The sequence below is a fragment of the Cupriavidus sp. C3SS-1 genome, from assembly GCF_057073755.1.
Map to the genome: position 1 here is coordinate 2,271,972 of NZ_CP172699.1, position 18,479 is coordinate 2,290,450.

At 67.0% G+C, this 18,479-nt stretch carries 16 protein-coding genes; 8 read left to right on the plus strand and 8 right to left on the minus strand.

From position 1 onward, the window contains the following. Nucleotides 1-11: 11 nt before the first annotated feature. The 3 genes from ACIGJC_RS10565 to ACIGJC_RS10575 are packed head-to-tail and all read left to right on the plus strand — an operon-like array spanning nucleotide 12 to nucleotide 2,251. Nucleotides 12-341, plus strand: a complete 330-nt coding sequence (locus tag ACIGJC_RS10565; RefSeq protein WP_483708726.1) for a DHCW motif cupin fold protein — start codon at nucleotides 12-14, stop codon at nucleotides 339-341. A gap of 42 nt (nucleotides 342-383) precedes the next feature. Beyond that, nucleotides 384-1,574, plus strand: a complete 1,191-nt coding sequence (locus ACIGJC_RS10570) for an aminotransferase-like domain-containing protein (protein ID WP_483708727.1) — start codon at nucleotides 384-386, stop codon at nucleotides 1,572-1,574. Nucleotides 1,575-1,606: 32 nt separating this feature from the next. Continuing rightward, nucleotides 1,607-2,251: a glutathione S-transferase family protein gene (locus ACIGJC_RS10575; protein ID WP_483708728.1), complete on the plus strand. Its 645-nt coding sequence runs from the start codon at nucleotides 1,607-1,609 to the stop codon at nucleotides 2,249-2,251. A gap of 22 nt (nucleotides 2,252-2,273) precedes the next feature. Here the strand turns inward: ACIGJC_RS10575 and ACIGJC_RS10580 are convergent, their stop codons facing one another. Next, nucleotides 2,274-2,921 (minus strand): LysE family translocator, encoded by a 648-nt coding sequence (locus ACIGJC_RS10580; RefSeq protein ID WP_483708729.1) that lies wholly within the window; start codon nucleotides 2,919-2,921, stop codon nucleotides 2,274-2,276. 377 nt (nucleotides 2,922-3,298) lie between these two features. Between ACIGJC_RS10580 and ACIGJC_RS10585 the strand changes: the two genes are divergently transcribed. Beyond that, a complete protein-coding gene (locus ACIGJC_RS10585) occupies nucleotides 3,299-4,975 on the plus strand; it encodes an L-lactate permease (RefSeq protein ID WP_483708730.1) in 1,677 nt (558 codons plus the stop codon). Between the two features lie 63 nt (nucleotides 4,976-5,038). On the opposite strand, the gene ACIGJC_RS10590 is transcribed toward ACIGJC_RS10585, so the two are convergent. From ACIGJC_RS10590 to ACIGJC_RS10610, 5 genes are all read right to left on the minus strand, one after another. Then, nucleotides 5,039-5,569 carry a chromate transporter gene (locus tag ACIGJC_RS10590; protein ID WP_483708731.1) on the minus strand — a complete coding sequence of 177 codons (531 nt, stop codon included), beginning with the start codon at nucleotides 5,567-5,569 and terminating at the stop codon, nucleotides 5,039-5,041. Next, nucleotides 5,566-6,123: a chromate transporter gene (locus ACIGJC_RS10595; RefSeq protein ID WP_483708732.1), complete on the minus strand. Its 558-nt coding sequence runs from the start codon at nucleotides 6,121-6,123 to the stop codon at nucleotides 5,566-5,568. The genes ACIGJC_RS10590 and ACIGJC_RS10595 overlap by 4 nt, the downstream gene beginning before the upstream one ends. Nucleotides 6,124-6,228: 105 nt before the next feature. After that, on the minus strand, nucleotides 6,229-8,571 hold the full coding sequence (gene parC / locus ACIGJC_RS10600) for a DNA topoisomerase IV subunit A (RefSeq protein ID WP_483708733.1): 2,343 nt from the start codon (nucleotides 8,569-8,571) through the stop codon (nucleotides 6,229-6,231). 72 nt (nucleotides 8,572-8,643) lie between these two features. Next, complete coding sequence (locus ACIGJC_RS10605) at nucleotides 8,644-9,447, minus strand: lytic transglycosylase domain-containing protein (protein ID WP_483711518.1); 804 nt, start codon at nucleotides 9,445-9,447, stop codon at nucleotides 8,644-8,646. A 76-nt stretch (nucleotides 9,448-9,523) separates the two neighbouring features. Continuing rightward, the gene (locus ACIGJC_RS10610) at nucleotides 9,524-11,515 is read right to left on the minus strand and encodes a DNA topoisomerase IV subunit B (RefSeq protein ID WP_483708734.1); all 1,992 of its coding nucleotides are present in this window, start codon (nucleotides 11,513-11,515) and stop codon (nucleotides 9,524-9,526) included. 337 nt (nucleotides 11,516-11,852) lie between these two features. On the opposite strand from ACIGJC_RS10610, the gene ACIGJC_RS10615 reads away from it, so the two are divergent. Continuing rightward, nucleotides 11,853-13,070 (plus strand): MFS transporter, encoded by a 1,218-nt coding sequence (locus tag ACIGJC_RS10615; RefSeq protein ID WP_483708735.1) that lies wholly within the window; start codon nucleotides 11,853-11,855, stop codon nucleotides 13,068-13,070. Further along, entirely contained in the window at nucleotides 13,067-13,210 is a 144-nt protein-coding gene (locus ACIGJC_RS10620) for a hypothetical protein (protein ID WP_483708736.1), read from the plus strand. The genes ACIGJC_RS10615 and ACIGJC_RS10620 overlap by 4 nt, the downstream gene beginning before the upstream one ends. On the opposite strand, the gene ACIGJC_RS10625 is transcribed toward ACIGJC_RS10620, so the two are convergent. Continuing rightward, nucleotides 13,207-15,135, minus strand: a complete 1,929-nt coding sequence (locus ACIGJC_RS10625; protein ID WP_483708737.1) for an ATP-binding cassette domain-containing protein — start codon at nucleotides 15,133-15,135, stop codon at nucleotides 13,207-13,209. The two genes, ACIGJC_RS10620 and ACIGJC_RS10625, sit on opposite strands and share 4 nt — an antisense overlap. A gap of 495 nt (nucleotides 15,136-15,630) precedes the next feature. Here ACIGJC_RS10625 and ACIGJC_RS10630 point away from each other — a divergent pair, with 495 nt between their 5' ends. Together ACIGJC_RS10630 and ACIGJC_RS10635 are read left to right on the plus strand one after the other, a co-directional pair. Then, complete coding sequence (locus tag ACIGJC_RS10630; RefSeq protein WP_483708738.1) at nucleotides 15,631-16,560, plus strand: amino acid ABC transporter substrate-binding protein; 930 nt, start codon at nucleotides 15,631-15,633, stop codon at nucleotides 16,558-16,560. 94 nt (nucleotides 16,561-16,654) lie between these two features. Next, on the plus strand, nucleotides 16,655-17,833 hold the full coding sequence (locus ACIGJC_RS10635) for a benzoate/H(+) symporter BenE family transporter (protein ID WP_483708739.1): 1,179 nt from the start codon (nucleotides 16,655-16,657) through the stop codon (nucleotides 17,831-17,833). A 16-nt stretch (nucleotides 17,834-17,849) separates the two neighbouring features. Here ACIGJC_RS10635 and ACIGJC_RS10640 read toward each other — a convergent pair whose 3' ends face one another. After that, nucleotides 17,850-18,356 carry a hypothetical protein gene (locus tag ACIGJC_RS10640; RefSeq protein ID WP_483708740.1) on the minus strand — a complete coding sequence of 169 codons (507 nt, stop codon included), beginning with the start codon at nucleotides 18,354-18,356 and terminating at the stop codon, nucleotides 17,850-17,852. Nucleotides 18,357-18,479: the final 123 nt, after the last annotated feature.

Here is an 18,479-nt window from a genome sequence, read left to right on the forward strand (position 1 = left end):
CCGCTGCCGCGATGCGCATCGACAACCTGCCCTTCGGCACCACCGACTGGTCCGCGGTCGAACCCACGCGCCACCCCGGCGAACGGGGCGAGGCGCTTTGGCGCACGCGCCAGTTTGGGGAGATCCGGGTGCGCATGGTCGAGTACTCGGCCGGCTACCTGGCGGACCACTGGTGCTCGAAGGGCCATATCCTGTTCGTGCTGGACGGCGAACTGCATACCGAACTGGAAGACGGCCGCCAGTTCGTGCTCCGCGCGGGCACGAGCTACCAGGTTGCCGACCAGGCGGAACCGCACCGATCGTCGACGCCGACCGGGGCCAGACTATTCATCGTTGACTGAGCCGCCCGCCAGGCGGTTCTCCCCAGAGAAAAGAGAAACATCATGCAATGGGCCATCTCCCGCCGGGCGCAGCAACTGACCAGCTCGGCCATCCGCGAAATCCTGAAGGTGACCGAGCGTCCGGAAGTCATTTCCTTCGCCGGCGGACTGCCCTCGCCGGCCTCCTTCCCGGTAGCGGCCATGGAGGCGGCGACGGCCCGTGTATTCGCCGACAACCCGGCCGCGGCCTTGCAGTACGCGGCCACCGAAGGCTACCTGCCGCTGCGCGAGTTCATCGCCAGGCGCCACAACGTGGACGTGGAGCGCGTGCTGATCACCACGGGCTCGCAGCAGGCGCTGGACCTGATCGCCAAGGTGCTGATCGACCCGGGCAGCAAGGTGCTGGTGGAAACACCGAGCTATCTCGGCGCGCTCCAGGCGTTTTCGCTGTTCGAGCCGGAATTCACCTCCATTCCCACCGACGACAAGGGCTTGCAGCCTGAAGCGCTGACCGCCGAACTGACCGCCGGCGCGCGCTTCCTGTACGCCCTGCCCAACTTCCAGAACCCGACCGGCCGCCGCCTGCCGCTGGGACGCCGCCAGGCCCTGGTGGCGCGCGCGAAGGAATTCGGCGTGCTGCTGGTCGAAGACGACCCGTACGGCGAACTGAGCTACACCGGCGACCAGCTGCCGACGCTGCTGTCGATGAACCCCGACGGCGTGATCTACATGGGCTCGTTCTCGAAGGTGCTGGCGCCGGGCCTGCGCCTGGGCTTCGTGATCGCCCCGCCTGAGCTCCACTTCAAGCTGTGCCAGGCCAAGCAGGCATCGGACCTGCATACGCCGACGTTCACCCAGCGCGTGGCCTACGAGACTATCCGCGACGGGTTGCTTGACCGCCACATCCCGACCATCCGTGAACTGTACGGAAAGCAATGCCAGGTCATGCTCGGCGCACTGGCGCGCCACATGCCCGAAGGCGTAAGCTGGAACGAGCCGGAAGGCGGGATGTTCATCTGGGTACAGCTGCCTGAAGGGCTGGGCCTGGACAGCATGGCGATCCTGGAAGAAGCCGTGAAGCGCAATGTCGCCTATGTGCCGGGCGCGCCCTTCTACGCCAGCAACCCGCAGCGCAACACGCTGCGCCTGGCGTTCGTGACGGTGCCGCCCGAGCGCATCGAGCAGGGCGTGGCGATCCTGGGCGAAGTGTTCCGCAAAGCCATCGCGTCGGCATCGCAGGCCCGCGCGGCCTGAAAAACACCGCAAAAGATCAGGGGAGAATCTTCATGCTGCGGATCTGGGGTCGACTGTCGTCGATCAATGTACAGAAGGTGGTCTGGTGCGCGCGCGAGCTGCACCTGGACCATGAGCGCGTCGACATCGGCGTCAGCCAGGGCGACCTGGACACCGAGGCCTATGTCCGCCTCAATCCCAACCGCCAGATTCCCGTGATCGAGGACTTCCGCGGCACGGATGTCGGCGGCGAGCCCTTCGTGCTGTGGGAGTCCAATGCCATCGTGCGCTACCTGTGCGCGCAGTATGGCGAGGGCACGCTGTGGCCGGAAGACGTCAAGGCACGCGCCTCGGCCGATCGCTGGATGGACTGGCAGACCACCACCTTCAGCCCGGCCATGGTCACCGCCTTCCTCAATATGGTGCGCATTGCGCCCGAGAAGCGCGACGATGCCGCCGTGGCCGCGTCATGCGCGCGCACGAAACCGCTGGCTGCGATGCTCGACAAGGCCCTGACCGGGCGCGAGTTCATCGGCGGCGATCGCTTCACCATGGCCGATATCTCGCTGGCCTGCGCCGCCCATCGCTGGATGGGCACGCCGGTCGAGCACGAGCCGCGGCCGGAACTCGAGCGCTGGCTCGCCGCCATGCGCGCACGCCCGGCCGCCGAGGGCATCCTGGAACTGCCGCTGCGCTAAGCGCGCTGCGGCGGCCCCGCCCTTACTTGCCGGCGCGCGAACCCGACGCCGCCGTGAACACCCCGAGCCCGATAAAGGCCGCTGCCGTCAGGTAGCGGCCGGCCGCCCGTGCCCGCCCGGCACGGCGCAGCGCCGGCATCACGGCCGCCGCTGCCGTCACGTAGCAGACGTCCGTCGTGGCCGCGATCAGCACGAAACCCACGCCCAGCGCCAGACTCTGCGTCAGTGCTGAAGCCGCCGGATTCATGAACTGCGGCAGGAAGGCGGCAAAGAAGATAGCGGTCTTGGGATTGAGCAGCGCCACCACGAAGCCATCGCGCAATACCTGGCGCAGCGGGCGCGCCGGAGGCGGCGTATCCGCATCCACCGCGGGCGCGGTGCGCAAGGTGCGGATGCCGAGCCAGATCAGATAGGCCGCCCCGGCGTACTTCACGACCGTGAAAGCCAGCGCCGAAATCGAGAACAGCACCGCCAGCCCGAGCGCGGCGCCCGCAGCATTGCCGAGGTTGCCCAGGGCCACGGCGCCAACCGACGCCAGCCCGGCGCGCCGGCCCTGCGCCAGCGTGCGCGTCACGATATAGACCACGGCCGGCCCGGGGGTCACGGCCAACGCCAGGCTCGCCAGCACGAATGCGCCAAGCAGCGGCCATGGGGGGAGGAACTCAGGCATGGTGTCTCCTTGATCGGATCCGGGATCCCGGATCTCTACGGCATCCGCCAGACAGGCTACGCACGCCGCGCGCCATTGCCAAGCCGACATTATGTTGATTTCCTGGCTGGCATACATTTCTAAGAGGCGCCGTTTAGAGTACTCTGGGCTTCAGGCAGCACGTGCGCCATGCTGCCCCCTGGCAAACCCTGATCCCTGAAACCGGTTCATGGATGTCATGACCGGATTTAAGGCGGCGAACCAGGAACCCATCCTTACAATCCTTGTTCGACTCGCGTGTGCGGCTGACGCCGCACGTCGGTACGCGTGTACAGCGGCAGCCAAGGGCACGGAGATCGCCCGGGCCGCCCGAGCCAAACCAGAGGAGGATTTCAATCGTGTGGAGTCAAGTCTATGACCCGCTAGGCAATATGGCGCTGTCCACCATTGCCGCGGGCGTCCCGGTCGCCGTGCTGCTTGCAGCGCTGGCCTTCTTTCATATGCAGGCGCACCTGGCCGCCGGCCTGGCGCTGGTCGTTGGCGTCGTCGTAGCTGCCGCGGTCTTCGGCATGCCTGCGGCCATGGCGGGCAAGGCCGCCGGGCTGGGCATTGTCTCCGGGCTGTTCCCGATCGGGTGGATCGTCCTCAACATCATCTTCCTGCACCGGCTCACCACACTGAACGGGTCGTTCAAGGTCTTGCAGAACTCCATTTCGGGCGTGACCGAAGACCGCCGCCTGCAGTTGCTGCTGGTGGCCTTCAGCTTCGGCGCCTTCTTTGAAGGCGCGGCCGGCTTTGGCACGCCGGTGGCCGTGACCGGTGCCATCCTGATCGGCCTGGGCTTTTCGCCGCTGGCCGCCTCGGGCCTGGCGCTGATCGCCAACACCGCGCCGGTGGCCTTCGGCGCGCTCGGTGCGCCGATCATCGGCTTGTCGTCGGTAACGGGCATCGACCAGGTCACGCTGTCGGCCATGATCGGCCGGCAGCTGCCGTTCTTTTCGGTGCTGGTGCCGTTCTGGCTGATCTGGGCCTTCGCCGGGTTCCGCGGCATGATCGCGATCTGGCCGGCCATTCTCGTTGCGGGCGTGACCTTCGCGGTGCCGCAGTTCCTGGTCTCGAACTTCCACGGCCCATGGCTGGTGGACGTGATCTCCTCGCTGATCTCGATGGGCTGCCTGACGCTCTTCCTGAAGATCTGGCACCCCAAGGAGATCTGGACCTCGACCAAGATCCTCGGCCGCCACGACGACTCCAAGGTCGACCACCCCGAAGCCGTGGCCGCCGAAGCCGCCGCCAGCGCCGCTTCGGCCGGCATCTCGGTCGCCAAGGCCTGGCTGCCGTGGATCATCCTGACCGTCTTCGTGTTCGTCTGGGGCATCCCCGAGTTCAAGAAGTTCATGGACGCGCTGTGGCAATGGAAATTCCCGATCCCGGGCCTCGACAAGGCGATCATCAAGCATCCGCCCGTCACGCCCAAGGAAATCGCCGAGCCGGCCGTCTTTGCCTTCAACGTGCTGTCGATGGCCGGCACCGGCATCCTGGTGTCCGCCGTCATTGGCGGCCTGCTGATGGGCTACTCGATCCCGCGCCTGGCCAGGGAATACTGGGAAACCATCAAGCTGACCAAGTTCTCGCTGCTGACCATCAGCGCGATGTTCGGCATCGGCTACCTGACCCGCTACTCGGGCCTCGATGCGACGCTGGGCCTGGCGTTCGCGCAGACCGGCGTGCTCTACCCTTTGTTCGGCACCATGCTAGGCTGGCTCGGCGTGGCGCTGACGGGATCGGACACCGCGTCCAACGTGCTGTTCGGCGGTTTGCAGAAGACCACGGCGGAGCAGCTTGGCCTGTCGCCGGTGCTGATGTCCGCGGCCAACAGCTCGGGTGGCGTGATGGGCAAGATGATCGACGCGCAGTCCATCGTGGTGGCCTCCACCGCTACCAAGTGGTACGGGCATGAAGGCGACATCCTGCGCTATGTGTTCTTCCACTCGATTGCGCTGGCGATCCTGGTGGGTATCTTCGTCACGCTGCAGGCCTACGTGCATCCGTTCACGCAGATGGTCATCCACTGACGTGGCCTGACCGTTTCACCGCCCCATGAAGCCCCGCTCCGGCGGGGCTTCTCATTGGATGCGTCAGAGCACGCCGAGCAGGCCGGCCACTCCCCCGATGGCTACCAGCAACAACGGGTGCGCGCGGGTCTTCAGCATCAGCAGGACCGTCACCACGGTGATAGCCGCTGCGCCCCAGCCGTGGTCGACGCTGCGCGCCAGCACCCAGCCCGATGAGAACAGCAGGCCGATCGTCAGCGCCGCCAGCCCGCGCCGGATCAGGCCGGGCCAGGTCGCATGCGGCGAACGCCCGGAGAAATACTCGAACGCGAGCGCGATCAGGCTGGACGGGCCGCACATGCCGAACATGGCCGCAAGCGATCCGGCAAAGCCCGCCACCTGCCACCCGAACAGCGACACGAACAGCACATTGGGACCCGGCGCCGCCTGCGAGATTGCGTACATCGCCGAAAACTGCGCATCGGTCAGCCAGCCATTGGCCTCGACCAGGTAGCGATGCATGTCCGGCAAGGTGGAACTCGCCCCGCCGATAGCCAGCAGCGACAGCGCGCTGAAATGGGCGAACAGGCTGGCCAGCAGCCCGGCTGAGCTCATGGCTGCCCTCCGCGGTTTGCGCGCCACTCGAGCCACAGCGCGAGCGGCACGAGCACAACCATGACCGGCACCAGCGGCCAGCTCAGCAGACCGATCAGCAGAAAGGCTGCGCCGCCGATCAGCACGGCTCGCAGCGTCAGCGACAGGCTGTGAGCCAGCTTGATGGCCGTGGCCAGCATCAGGCCGGCCGATACCGCCGTCATGCCCGCCAGCATGCGCTGCACGGCGGGCACTTCCTGATAGTGCTGGTATAGCAGCAGCAAACCGAGCACGAGTCCCATCGGCACCATGACCAGGCCGCTGAACGCGGCCAGCGCGCCGCGCCAGCCGGCAAAGCGCAGGCCCAGCATCAAGGCCAGGTTGATGACATTGGGCCCGGGCAGGACCTGGCCCAGGCTCAGCAGTTCGACAAAATCGCGATCATCCATCCAGCGGTTGCGCTCCACCACGGCGCGGCGCACGAAGGGCAGGACACCGCCGAAGCCGGACAGGCCCATGCGGGCGAATTCGAGGAACAGGGCGCGGGGCGTGGGGGGTGGGGCCAGGGGGGACATGGGAAGAATTACAGGCAAGGGCCGGCGACGGAGATAGCGTGAAACCTGCCACGGCGGTACTCCCCTCTCCCGCTTGCGGGAGAGGGGAAAAAATCCGCTGCGGCGTTAGTTGCCAGCAGGCGGTACGATCTTCACCGGATCGATCCGCACGCCCTTTAGCTTGCTGTCCAGCGCCTTGCCCTTGCGCGCCCGCTTGCCGACATACGGCATCAGGTTCGCCCCCGCCAGCTTCTGCGAGTCAGGCTTGCCGCCACGCGGCGTCGTACCAGAAACCAGCAATCCCGGCGCACCCACACCAACCGCCTGCAGCAGCGTCTCCTTCGGCTCCAGCTCCATCAGGATCACGCCGCGGCCGCCGGCCGACAGCACCTTGACCTCTTCCAGCGCCACCAGCAGCAGGCGTCCGTTGCCGGACAGGCAGGCCACGTGCGTGGCCTCGTCGCCGATCGGCGCAGGCGTGAGCGGTGCGTCGCCGTCGTCCAGCGTCAGGAACGACTTGCCGCCCTTCTGGCGGCCGGTCATGTCGCCCACCTTGGTCAGGAAGCCATTGCCGCCCTGCGTGGCGATCAGCATGCGCTGCTCGGCGTTGCCGGCGAAGGTATGGGCAATCTGGCTGCCCGGCTGCAGCTCGATCAGCGTGGTCAGCGGCACGCCGTCGCCGCGCCCGCCCGGCAGGCCGGCCACCGGCACCGAGTACACGCGGCCATTGGTGCCGAACGCCAGCAGCACGTCAACCGTGCGGCACTCGAAGGTGTCATACAGCGCATCGCCCGCCTTGAAGGTGAACTGCTGCGCATCGTGGCCGTGGCCCTGGCGCGCGCGCACCCAGCCCTTCTGCGACACCACCACCGTGACCGGTTCGTCCACCACGCGCACCTCGGCGCTGGCGCGGCGTTCTTCCTGGATCAGCGTGCGGCGCGGGTCCTTGTCTTCCGGGCTGTATTGCTTGGCGTCGGTCTCGATCTCCTTGATGATGCGACGGCGCATCATGGTGTCGGACTTCAGCAGTACGTCCAGGTCGGCCTGCTCTTCGCGCAAGTCCTTCAGTTCCTTCTCGATCCGGATCGCTTCCAGCCTGGCCAGCTGGCGCAGGCGGATTTCCAGGATGTCCTCGGCCTGGCGGTCGCTCAGGCCAAACCGTTCGATCAGCGCGGCCTTGGGCTCGTCGCTCTCGCGGATGATGCGGATCACCTCGTCGATGTTCAGCAGCACCAGCATCCGGCCTTCGAGGATATGGATGCGGTCTTCCACCTTGGCCAGGCGATGGCGCGTGCGCCGCGTGACGGTGGCGAAGCGGAAGTCGATCCACTCGCGCAGGATATCGCGCAGGCCCTTCTGGCGCGGACGGCCATCCGTGCCGATCATCACGAGGTTGATCGGCGCGCCCGATTCCAGGCTGGTATGCGCCAGCAGCGTCTGGATGAATTCCTGCTGCCCGATATTCTTGCTCTTGGGCTCGAACACCAGCCGCACCGGCGCATCCTTGCCCGATTCATCGCGCACGGCATCCAGCACGGCCAGCACCGTGGCCTTGAGCTGCTGCTGTTCCGGGGTCAGGGCCTTCTTGCCGGTCTTGATCTTCGGGTTGGTCAGCTCCTCGATCTCTTCAAGGACCTTCTGCGCCGACGTGGACGGAGGGAGTTCATTCACAACCAGCTGCCACTGGCCGCGCGCCATTTCCTCGATAGTCCAGCGCGCGCGCACCTTCAGGCTGCCGCGGCCCGATTCATAGATCTGGGCGATATCCGCCGCGGGCGAGATGATCTGGCCGCCGCCCGGATAGTCGGGGCCGGGCATCAGCGCCAGCAGTTCGGCCAGCGTGATGTTCGGGTTGCGGATCATCGCCACGGTGGCGCCGGCCACTTCGCGCAAGTTGTGCGGCGGCACTTCCGTGGCCATGCCCACGGCAATGCCCGAGGCGCCGTTGAGCAGCACGAACGGCATGCGCGCGGGCAGCAGGCGGGGCTCTTCCATCGAGCCATCGTAGTTGGCGATGAAGTCGACCGTGCCCTCGTCGATCTCGTCGAGCAGCAGGCGCGCGATCGGCGTCAGGCGCGCTTCGGTGTATCGCATCGCCGCGGCGCCGTCGCCATCGCGCGAGCCGAAGTTGCCCTGGCCGTCGATCAGCGGATAGCGCAGCGAGAAGTCCTGCGCCAGGCGCACCAGCGCGTCATAGGCCGACTGGTCGCCGTGCGGATGGAACTTGCCCAGCACGTCGCCCACCACGCGTGCGGACTTGACCGGCTTGGAGTCGGCGCGCAGGCCCATCTCGTGCATGGCGAACAGGATGCGCCGCTGCACGGGCTTCTGGCCATCCGCGACCTCGGGCAGCGCGCGGCCCTTGACCACGCTGACGGCATAGTCGAGGTAGGCCCGCTCGGCGTAGCGCGCCAGCGTCAGCGAATCCGCCGGCTCTTCGGGTTGAAACGTGATGTCTTGTTGTTCCATGGATTGGCAAGAAGACGGCGCGCCATACTGTGATGCCGGCGCGCCGGGTGGCTTGTTGTTTGGGGAATCCGGTCAGGGCATGTTGCGCCGTCCGCCGATCACCATCTTCACGCGCGACGGCCCGCCGGCTGCCGCGCTGGTCCGCATCACGGCCGGACCGCCGCCAGGCTGGTAGAGCCGGTAGAACTGCAGCACGGTGCTCACGTACTGCTGCGTTTCCGGGTACGGCGGAACGCGGTTGTTGTAGCGCTGCACCGCGCCCTCGCCCGCGTTGTACGCGGCCAGCACCAGTTCCAGGTTGTCGGGAAACAGCTCCATCAGCCAGCGCAGGTAACGCACGCCGGCCGCGATATTGATGCGCGGATCGGCCAGCTTCTGCTCGACACTGCGGCGCGCGTCGGCGCTCACGCCAAAGCGCGCGCCGGTGTCGGGAATCACCTGCATCAGCCCGATGGCGCCCTTGGGCGACACGGCCGACGGGTTGAAGCCGGACTCCACCGCCATCACCGCCTTGACCAGCGCCGGGTCGACGTCCTGCTTGTCCGCGATCTGGCGGATCATCGGCTCGACCTTGGCGATGTTCGGGTGGTTGACGATGTAGCGGTACAGCTTGTGCTGCTCGAGATCGATCGCGCCAGCGCCTGCGTCGCCCGAGCCGCGCGCACCGCGCGAGCTATCGAAGCTGCCGCCGTTGCGCATGAACAGCTTGTAGCGCTCGTCGAGCTTGCGGTCGGCAAAGTGGGCGATGCCATCCGCGTCGATGAAGCCGTAGAGCTCGGCATGTGCCGCCGGCGCGCAGACGAGACCGGCCACCATCAGCACGGCCGCGGCTGCGTGATGCCATGGTTTGCGTGTCGGTGTCGGTCTCGTTCTCATCATGCGGTCCGGCTTGCGTGCGGGGAAGCCAAAGGGGGCATTATGCCCCTTTGTCTGTCCGCGCACAGACAGCCCGTCAGATATCGGCCTCGACTTCGTTGCCCTTCTCTTCCAGCCAGCTGCGGCGTTGCGCGGCCTCGCCCTTGCCCATGAGCATGTTCATCATCTCGACGGTCTGCGGCAGGTCGAACTCGCCCAGCGCCACGGGCAGCAGGCGCCGCGTATCCGGGTTCATGGTGGTCTCCCAGAGCTGTTCGGCGCTCATTTCGCCCAGGCCCTTGAAGCGCGAGATCTGCCAGCTGCCGTCCTTGACGCCGTCCTTGAGCAGCTTGTCCTGGATGGCTTCGAGCTCACCTTCATCGAGCGCGTATAGCTTCTGCGCGGGCTTCTTGCCCCGCGCGGGCGCGTCGACGCGGAACAGCGGCGGGCGTGCCACGCAGACGTTGCCCGCGTCGATCAGCTTCGGGAAGTGGCGGAAGAACAGCGTCAGCAGCAGCACCTGGATGTGCGCGCCGTCGACGTCCGCGTCGGACAGGATGCAGATCTTGCCGTAGCGCAGGTTGGACAGGTCGGGTTCGTCGTTCGGGCCGTGCGGGTCCACGCCGATCGCCACCGCGATGTCATGCACCTCGTTGTTGGCGAACAGGCGGTCGCGCTCGGTCTCCCAGGTGTTGAGCACCTTGCCGCGCAGCGGCAGGATGGCCTGGTATTCCTTGTCGCGGCCCATCTTGGCCGAGCCGCCGGCGGAGTCGCCCTCGACCAGGAAGATCTCGTTGCGCGTGACGTCGGTCGATTCGCAGTCGGTCAGCTTGCCGGGCAGCACGGCCACGCCCGAGCCCTTTTTCTTTTCCACCTTCTGCGCGGCGCGCGTGCGCGCCTGGGCCTGGCGGATCACCAGTTCGGCCAGCTTCTTGCCGTACTCGACGTGGTGGTTCAGCCACAGCTCCAGCGCCGGACGGCTGAAGGTCGATACCAGCCGCACGGCGTCGCGGCTGTTCAGGCGTTCCTTGATCTGGCCCTGGAACTGCGGGTCCAGCACCTTGGCCGAGAGCACGAACGAGGCGCGCGCGAACACGTCCTCGCTCATCAGCTTGACGCCCTTGGGCTGCAGCGCGTGCATCTCGATAAAGCTCTTGACTGCCTGGAACAGGCCTTCGCGCAGCCCGGACTCGTGCGTGCCGCCGGCCGGCGTGGGAATCAGGTTGACGTAGGACTCGCGCACCGGCGAGCCCTCTTCGGTCCAGGCCACGACCCATGAGGCGCCTTCGCCGTGGGCAAAGCCTTCTTCGCCGGGGTTGGCGTCCGGGTCGGCGAAATGCTCGCCCTCGAACATCGGGATCACGAGTTCGGCACCGCTGCCCTGCGCCAGCGCTTCGACCAGGTAGCCCTTCAAGCCCTGGTCGTACTGCCAGGTCTGGGACTCGCCGGTCTTTTCAGTGACCAGCGTGACTTTCACACCGGGCAACAGCACGGCCTTGCTGCGCAGCAGGCGCTGCAGCTCGGCCTGCGGAATCGTGGCCGAGTCGAAATACTTCGCATCCGGCCACACCTGCACGCGCGTACCGTTCTTCTTCTCGCCGCGCTCGAGCTTGCGCGATGCGAGCGGCACGGTCACATCGCCGCCGGAGAACGTGAGCGTCGAGGCCATGCCGTCGCGCCAGACCGAGACGTCGAGCTGCGTCGACAGCGCGTTGGTCACCGACACGCCCACGCCGTGCAGACCGCCGGAGAACGCGTAGGCGCCGCCCTTGCCCTTGTCGAACTTGCCGCCCGCGTGCAGCCGCGTGAAGACGATCTCGACCACCGGCACGCCTTCTTCCGGATGGATGCCGACCGGGATGCCGCGGCCGTCGTCCTCCACGCTGACGCTGCCGTCGCGGTGCAGCGTGACCAGGATCTCGGAACCGAAGCCGCCCAGCGCCTCGTCGGACGCGTTGTCGATCACCTCCTGCACGATATGCAGGGGGTTGTCGGTGCGGGTGTACATGCCGGGGCGCTGCTTGACCGGCTCCAGGCCCTTCAGGACCCGGATGGAGGATTCGCTGTACTGACTGGTTTTGCTCGCCATGGAGTCGCTACGAAAGTGGAGATCCCGGCCATTTCGGCCTTTTCGGCCATTTCGGCCATTTTTGGCGCGCATATGTGGCGCCGCCGGGTGCCGGGCACTGCATTGTAATGGAAGCCCGCACCGTCAATCGTGGCAAAAGGACGGCGGCGCCAGCCGGCTTTGTCGCCGGCCGTCCGGATTACCATGCCGCCCGTCCGGACTTGCGCACCGTGCCCGGCGCGCTCCGGCGAGCCGGGGTAAACTCGCGCAACTGGATCGGGCACCCCCAACGCCGCGCCGGCCAGCACGACAAAAACCACAACAACCGAGGCACCCCGCGGCCCGCAGCGAGCCCGATATGCAGACCCAGAACCGACAACTCTCCCTGACCACCGTCCTGCTATGCGGCGGCCTGCTCGTCACCCTTTCCATGGGCATCCGGCACGGCTTCGGCCTGTTCAACCTGCCGATCACGCAGACTCATGGCTGGAACCGCGAGACCTTCGCCTTCGCGCTGGCGCTGCAGAACCTGATGTGGGGCGCCAGCCAGCCGTTCGCCGGCGCGCTCGCCGACAAGTTCGGCGCACTGCGCATCATGCTGATCGGCGTGGCGCTATACGTCGGCGGGCTGGTGGTGATGGCGCTGTCGACCAGCGGCACGGCCTTCGCGACCGGTGCTGGCGTCATGATCGGCATCGCGCAGTCCGGCACGACCTACAGCATCGTGTACGGCGTGATCGGCCGCGTGGCCAGTGCCGAGAAGCGCGTCTGGGCCATGGGCATTGCCGCCGCGGCGGGCTCGTTCGGGCAGTTCCTGATGATTCCGGTCGAGCAATCGCTGATTTCGGGGGTGGGCTGGCAGAACGCGCTGTTCGTGATGGCGCTGATGGCTTGCGTGATGCTGCCGCTGGCGTTCACGCTGCGCGAGCCCAACATGGCTTCGCATCATGGCGGGCATCACCAGACCATCGGACAGGCCGTCCGCGAGGCCTTCGGCAACCGCAATTTCCAGCTGCTGACGCTGGGCTACTTCGTGTGCGGCTTCCAGGTGGTGTTCATCGGCGTGCATCTGGCGCCGTACCTGAAGGACAAAGGCCTGACCGATCCGAAGATCGCCACGGTAGCGCTCGCGCTGATCGGACTGTTCAATGTGTTCGGCACCTACTCCGCCGGCGCCCTGGGCCAGCGCATGCCCAAGCGCTATCTGCTGTCGGCCATCTACCTGACGCGCTCGGTGGTGATCGCAGGCTACCTGCTGCTGCCCCTGACGGCCGCCAGCACGTGGGTGTTCGCCGCGATGATGGGTTTCCTGTGGTTATCGACGGTTCCCCTGACCAACGGCATCATCGCCCAGGTGTTCGGCGTGAAGTACCTGTCGATGCTATCCGGCGTGGTGTTCTTCTCGCACCAGATCGGCAGCTTCCTGGGCGCATGGCTGGGCGGCTACCTGTATGACCGGACCGGCGGCTACAACACGGTGTGGATGATCGCGATCGCGCTGGGCGTCGTGGCGGCGCTGGTCAACCTGCCGATCCGCGAGCACGCGCTGGCGCGCCCGCAGCCCGCCGCGGCATGACCTCCGTCATCCGCCAGCACGTGCTGCGCGCCGCCGGCCTGCTGGCGCTGGCGGCGGCGCTGGTGCTCGGGTTTATCGGGTACCTGCGGCCGTCGTTTATGGTGGATCTGACGAATATGGTGCTGGCGTGGTGTGGTTAGCCCGCCTCGCCCTTCGACTTCGCCTCCAGCACTTCCCACCGCTCCAGCGCTTCCAGCAGTTCCATCTCGATCTCGTCGTGACGGGTGGCCAGCGTGGCAGCCTTGGCCGCGTCGCTGACATAGAGCGAGCCGTCCTCAAGCTGCGCGGCGATGGTCTTCTGCTCGCCTTCCAGCGAAGCAATCCGCTCCGGCAACCCCTCAAGCTCGCGCTGCTCCTTGTAAGACAGCTTGACCGTGCGATTGGCGCCGCGCGCATCGCGCGAATCCTTCGCCTTGGCCGGTTCTGCGGCTTTCTGCTCGGTCTTGCGCGCCGCCTGCAGCGCGGCGCTGCGCTCGGACTGCGCGACCCAGTCGGAATACCCGCCAACCGATTCGCGCCACTGGCCGTCGCCCTCCGCGGCAATCGTGGAAGTCACCACGTTGTCCAGGAACGCGCGATCGTGCGAGACCAGGAACACCGTGCCGCTGTAGTCCTGCAGCAGTTCTTCCAGCAGCTCCAGCGTGTCGATGTCGAGATCGTTGGTCGGCTCGTCGAGCACCAGCACATTGGCCGGCCGCGCGAACAGGCGCGCCAGCAGCAGGCGGTTGCGTTCGCCGCCGGACAGCGACTTGACCGGTGAACGCGCACGTTCCGGCGCGAACAGGAAGTCGCCGAGATAGCTCATCACATGCTTGCGCTGGCCGTTGACTTCGACCCAGTCGCTGCCCGGGCTGATGGTGTCGGCCAGGGACTTTTCCAGGTCCAGCTGCGTGCGCATCTGGTCGAAGTACGCCACCTGCAGGTTGCTGCCGTTGCGCACGGTGCCGCTGTCGGGCGGCAATTCGCCCAGGATCAGGCGCAGCAGCGTAGTCTTGCCGGCCCCATTGGGGCCGATCAGGCCGACCTTGTCGCCGCGCATGATGGTGGCGGTGAAATCGCGCACCACCACCTTGTCGCCATAGCCCTTGCTCACGCCGGTCAGCTCGGCCACGATCTTGCCGGAGCGATCGGCCTGCGAGACCTCCAGCTTGACGTTGCCCTGTGCCTCGCGCCGCACCGCGCGCTCGTTGCGCATGGCGACCAGCCGCTGGATGCGCGCCACGCTGCGCGTGCGGCGCGCCTCCACGCCCTTGCGGATCCACACCTCCTCCTGCGCCAGCAGCTTGTCGAACTTGGCCTGCTCGACCTGCTCGGCCGCCAGCAGTTCTTCCTTGCGCGCCTGATAGGCGCCAAAGTTGCCGGGGAAGGACAGCAGGCGGCCCCGATCCAGTTCGACGATGCGCGTCGCCACGCGGTCCAGGAATGCGCGGTCGTGGGTGATCAGCAGCACGCTGCCGCGGAACACCAGCAGCAGGTCTTCGAGCCAGCGGATGGCCTCCACGTCGAGGTGGTTGGTCGGCTCGTCCAGCAGCAGGATGTCGGGTTCCGCAACCAGTCCCTGCGCCAGCGCCACGCGCTTCTGCAGGCCGCCGGAGAGCGCATCGACGCGCGTATGCGGATCGAGGCCCAGCCGGGCCAGCGTGCTTTCCACGCGCGTGCGCAGATGCCAGGCACCGGCGGCATCCAGCTCCGACTGCAGGCGGTGCAGTTCCGCCAGCGCGGCCTCGTCATGGCTGTCGGCCAGTCGCTCGGCCGCGGCTTCATAGCGCACCAGCAGGTCATGTGCCTGGCCCATGCCCTGCGACACCGCGTCGAACACCGTGATGCCGGGCTCGAATTGCGGCTCCTGCGGCACGTAGGCCGACGTCACGCCGGACTGGCGTGCAATCAGGCCGTCATCCGGCGCGGCCAGCCCCGCCACGATCTTCAGCAGCGAGGACTTGCCCGAGCCGTTGCGGCCGATCAGGCCGACGCGCTCGCCAGCTTCCAGCGAAAAATCGGTGTGGTCGAGCAAGGCCACGTGCCCGAAAGCAAGCTGGGCATCGGTAATGGAAAACAGGGCCATGGGAGGAAATCAGGCGGGAGATTCAGAAGTTACGCCGGCAGCAAGCGGCATCGGCGCGGAGCAGGCCGCATTGTAGACCACCGGCAGGCGCCGGCTTATGGCGGGTCTTGCGCCAGGCAGCCGGCGCAAAAAGAAAGGGCCCGCAACGCGGGCCCAAGAGTCTCTCCTCGGTGCCCTGCTCGCAGGACACGGAACCAAGCATATCAATCGCCGGCACAACGCTCCAGTTCGGAGATATCCGTAAGGGAAAGCCCCGTCAACTGGGACGGCGGCTTGCCGTTGCTAGCGTCGCACGGCTGTGTTTGCGCATGTTGTCCGCCATGGGGCGCACATGGAACAATAGCCCGCGCAGCACTCGCGCTCCCGGGCAGCTTACCGGCACGAGCGCCCGTCCGGGGTTACAGCACGACAACGACACTTCAGAGCCGCACGGGACCAGACGGAACCGACCTAACGGCCGCCACTTGTTTTCGTTATCTTTTGACGAGGGTTTCCATGATCGATCCGGGTCAGTCGCGCCGGGCTTCGCGCCCCGATGTCGCCTTTGTCTTGTCTTCCCTCGCCTGTGCCGGCTTGCTGGCCGCCGGGCCAGCGCAAGCCGCCCCGCCGCCGGTCCTGCAGCACATCCAGCAAACCGGCGTGATCCGCATTGCCCACCGCGAAAGCTCGGTGCCGTTCTCGTTCGTGGCCAACGGCAAGCCGGTCGGCTATGCGGTGGACCTGTGCCTGAAGATCGCCGATGCCGTGCGCAGTTCGCTGCATATGCCCGGGCTGCGCGTCGAATGGGTGCCGGTCACGCCGGCCAACCGGATTGCCGCGATCGCCGGGGGCAAGGCCGACCTGGAATGCGGCTCCACCACCAACAACCGCGAGCGGCGCGAACAGGTCGCCTTCACCATCCCGCACTACATCGCCGGCAGCCGCATGATCGTGAAGAGCGATTCGGGCATCGCCAGGTGGGCCGACCTGCGCGGCAAGACCGTGGTTTCCACCTCGGGCACCACGCCGCTGGCCATGCTGCGCAAGATGGACGAAGGCGGCGTGATGCAGTGGCACCTGATCGAGGCCAAGGACCATGCCCAGGCCTTTGCCATGGTGGAAGCCGGCAAGGCCGACGCCTTCGTGATGGACGACGTGCTGCTGTACGGCCTGCGCGCCAACGCCAGCCGCCCCACCGATTTCCGGGTCACGGGCGAGATGCTGACCATCGAGCCCTACGCCATCATGCTTCCCAAAGGCGACGCCGAATTCAAGAAGCTGGTGGACAAGACGCTGGTCGCCGCGGTCTACGACCAGGAGACGCCAAAGCTGTACCGCAAGTGGTTCCAGGCCCCGATTCCCCCGCATGGCATCACGCTCGACATCCCCATGAGCTACCTGCTGCGCGATTCGTTCAAGTTCCCGAGCGACAAGGTCGCGGACTGAGTCACGGCAAGGCCTGCAGGCATGGCAGCGCGGCCGGCGGTCATGCGAAGATGGGGGGCGTGCCGCTTACGTCTCCCTGTCGCCCTGCCGCCCCATGCCTGCCACCTCCGTCAAGCTCTCCGATCTTTCCCTTTCCGCATTCGTCGCCGGCCTGATCGCCACGCTGACCGGCTATACCAGCTCGCTGGTGCTGATGATCCAGGCCGGCCAGGCCGCTCACCTGAGCAGCGCGCAGATTTCGTCATGGCTGTGGGCGCTGTCCATCGGCATGGGCGTGACCACCATCAGCCTGTCCCTGGCCATGCGCGTGCCCGTCGTGGTGGCGTGGTCGACGCCGGGCGCGGCGCTGCTGATCGCCAGCCTGCCCGGCGTGCCCTACCCCGAGGCGATCGGCGCTTTCCTGATGGCCGCATTGATGATGACGGCCGCCGGGCTCACCGGCTGGTTCGACAAGCTGATGCGCGCGCTGCCGGCAAGCATCGCGTCGGCCCTGCTGGCGGGCATCCTGTTCCGGATCAGCGTGGATGTGTTCGTGCAGGCCCAGGACCAGACCGTGCTGATGCTGGCGATGTTCGCGGCCTACCTGGCCGGCCGCCGCTGGTGGCCGCGCTACGCGGTACCGGGCGTGCTGCTGGTCGGGGTGGCGCTGGCCGGCGCGCTGGGCCAGTTGCACTTCGAGGGGTTCCGGCTGGCGGTGGCGGTGCCGGTCTGGACCACGCCGGCGTTCTCGCTCCAGGCCTTTGTCAGCATCGCCATCCCGCTGTTCATCGTGGCGCTGGCCTCGCAGAATATCCCGGGGCTGGCGGTGCTGCGCGCCGACGGCTACCACGTGCCGGCATCCCCGCTGATCACGGTGACGGGCTTCGCCTCGGCCGTGCTGGCGCCGTTCGGCTCGCACGGCATCAACCTGGCGGCGATCACGGCCGCCATCTGCACCGGTCCGCAGGCCGACGCCGACCCGGCCCGGCGCTACACTGCGGCCGTGGTCTGCGGTGTGGGCTACCTGGTGGCTGGCGTCCTGGCCGCCAGCATTGCGGCACTCTTCGCCGCCTTCCCGAAGGCCGTGGTGGTGGCGCTGGCCGCCTTTGCGCTGCTCGGATCGATCGCCAATGGCCTGACCGTGGCCATGCAGACGCCGGACGAACGCGAAGCCGCCCTGCTCACCTTCATGATCACGGCATCCGGCATGACGCTGGCCGGCGTGGGCTCGGCCTTCTGGGGCGTGGCGGGCGGCATGATGGCGCTGCTGGTGCTGCGCCACAAGGCAGCCTGAGCCCGCCCCGGAAAACCTAGAGCAGCAGGAAGGCGATATCGCGGAACCGGATGTCTTCGAGTGCGACGCCCTTGCGCCGCTGGAACAGCACGTGCTGGAGCACGCGGTCGCGATGCTCGCAGAAGGCGGCGGTGTCGAAGCGCAGCGCCGCCAGGCCGTAGTGCTCGGACAGCAGCTTGTAGACGCGGTGGCGCACCAGCAGCATCTCGTTCTCGGACTGCAGGCGGCCGACCTCGGCGGCCTGCTCCTCCTCGAGCTGGCGCATGCTGACCACCACGCGCGCATGCATGCCGCGGTAGCGGTCGGCCTCCGCGTGCGCCTTGCGCAGTTCCTCGCGCAGCGCCCGGACTTCCTGCATCAGCTTGAGATTGCTCTGCACCCCGCGCTGGATGCGGGTTGCCTCCTCCAGCGCGTAGTCCGCCGCCGCGATGGTGTTCTGCCAGACGCCCGATTCATCCGCGTCGGCCGCGGCCATACGCGTGGCGGGCCAGACGGTTTCTCCGTCAATGCCTTGATGTGTCATACCGCTCCCCCCAGGAAACCAAAAACCCGCCGCCGTACGATTTTTTTTGAAGGTCGGCCGGGAACCGCTGCGATGCGTGACAGCCGGTCATGCCGCGCAGGCTGCACACTATCATTCAAAACT